Raw genomic sequence first — 1,948 nt, forward strand, 5'->3', positions numbered from 1 at the left:
GTGGGCGGCTACCCGCTGGCGGGCGCCCGCACGCTGGAGGAGCTGGAGGCCCAGGCGGACGCCGACGGCACGCTGGCCACTCTCCCGTTGGCCGACGCCGCCCGCGGCACGTTCCCGGTGCGCGAGCTCGACGAGGTCGAGGTGCGCGCACTCGGCTACGGCCAGTGGGTCGAGCCGTCCGGGCGTTCCGAGGTCGTGGCGGCCCTGTCGCCGTCGGGCACGCTCGTCGCGCTGCTGGAGGACACGAAGCGCCGCGGCGAGAGCCTGGCCAAGCCCGTCCTGGTGCTCGCCCCCGCACCCTGACCGGGCGGGCGGGCGCACGACCGCCGAAACACGCCGTAGGCTTTTGGCGACCGGTGCGGGGCGCGGCGCGAGCGGCTCCCGCACCCGCGCCACCCGATTCATGAGGAGCAACCCGCGTGCAGCTGTGGACGGACCTGGAACAGGTTCCCCCGGACTTCGGGCCATCAGTGGTGACGATCGGCAACTTCGACGGCGTCCACCGCGGCCACCAGGCGGTGCTCGACCGCATCCTCCGGCTCGCCCGGGGCGACGCGGCCAGCGCCGTCGCCGTGACGTTCCACCCGCATCCGGCGGCAGTGCACCGGCCCGAGTCGGCGCCCGAGCTGATCACGGGCCTGGAGGACCGCCTGGCGCTCATGGAGCGCACCGGCCTGGACGCGACCCTGCTGGTCAACTACACGCTCGACTTCGCGGCGCAGACGCCCGAGGAGTTCGTGTCCCGGTACCTCGTGGACGGCCTGCGGGCGCGGACCGTGGTGGTGGGGCACGACGTGCGGTTCGGCAAGCAGAACGCCGGGACGCTCGCCACGATGGTCGAGCTCGGCGGGCAGCACGGGTTCGAGGTCGTCGCCATCGAGGACGTCGGCGACTCCGTGGCCGAGGGCGACGGCCACCAGCGCTGGTCCTCGACCGCCGTGCGGGCGCTGCTCGCGGAGGGTGACGTGGACCAGGCCGCCGACGTGCTCGGCCGCCCGCACCTCGTGCGCGGCACCGTGGTGCACGGCGACGCGCGGGGCCGCGAGATGGGCTTCCCGACCGCCAACCTCGGCGACATCACCGGACTGGTGCCCGCCGACGGCGTCTACGCGGGCTGGCTGCGCCGCGGTACGGCCGCGACGTGCGCGAGCCTCGCCGGGCCCGACCACGACCGCGCGACTGCCTCCGGCGCGGGCCTTGGCCAGGAGGAGATCCTGCCCGCCGCGATCTCCGTCGGCACCAACCCCACGTTCGACGGCGTGGAGCGCCGCGTCGAGGCCTACGTGCTCGACCGCACCGACCTCGACCTGTACGACCAGACGGTCGTGCTCGAGTTCGTGGCCCACCTGCGCCCGACGCTGCGGTTCGACGGCATGGAGCCGCTGATCGCCCAGATGAACGACGACGTGGCGCGGGCCCGGAAGATCCTGCGGCCCTGAGTCACCCGGGAGACCTTTCCGGGCCTCGTGCGTTGGGCTGGGCATGACCTACCTCGAGCTGTCCGACCTGGTGGTCGGGTACGGCGGCAACGCCGTCTGCGCACCCGTGAACCTCACCCTGGGGGCCGGCGACATCGTCGCCGTGATCGGCGCCAACGGCACCGGCAAGTCCACCCTCCTGCGCACCGTGCTCGGCCTCCAGGAGCCGCTCTCGGGAAAGGCGAGTGCCTTCGGGCGCCTCGTGGACGAGCGGGAGCGGCGGTTCCGCGCCCGCGTCGCGGGCGTGCTGGACGACGACGCGTTCTTTCCCGGTGTGACCGTCCGTGAGCACCTCGTGCTCACCGCCCGCGGGCACGGGGTGCCGGATGCCGGCGCCGTCGTCGACCAGGTGCTCGACCACGTGGGCATCACACGGCACGGGCGCGCCATGCCGCACACCCTGTCGTCCGGGCAGCGCCGCCGGTTCCTGCTGGCGAGCGCGCTGGTGCGGCCGCGCGACCTGCTGGTGC

General features: G+C 74.2%; 2 protein-coding genes and 1 pseudogene. All 3 read left to right on the plus strand.

What is annotated here, in order from left to right:
* Window positions 1-303 (plus strand): annotated as a pseudogene (locus PROKR_RS20175) (tRNA pseudouridine(55) synthase TruB); the annotation flags it as partial.
* Between the two features lie 116 nt (window positions 304-419).
* Window positions 420-1,439 (plus strand): bifunctional riboflavin kinase/FAD synthetase, encoded by a 1,020-nt coding sequence (locus PROKR_RS20180; protein ID WP_036966397.1) that lies wholly within the window; start codon window positions 420-422, stop codon window positions 1,437-1,439.
* 43 nt (window positions 1,440-1,482) lie between these two features.
* The coding region (locus PROKR_RS35595; protein ID WP_036966400.1) for an ABC transporter ATP-binding protein at window positions 1,483-1,948 on the plus strand (466 nt) is incomplete at its 3' end.

This window comes from Promicromonospora kroppenstedtii DSM 19349, assembly GCF_000515355.1.
GTDB lineage: Bacteria > Actinomycetota > Actinomycetes > Actinomycetales > Cellulomonadaceae > Promicromonospora > Promicromonospora kroppenstedtii.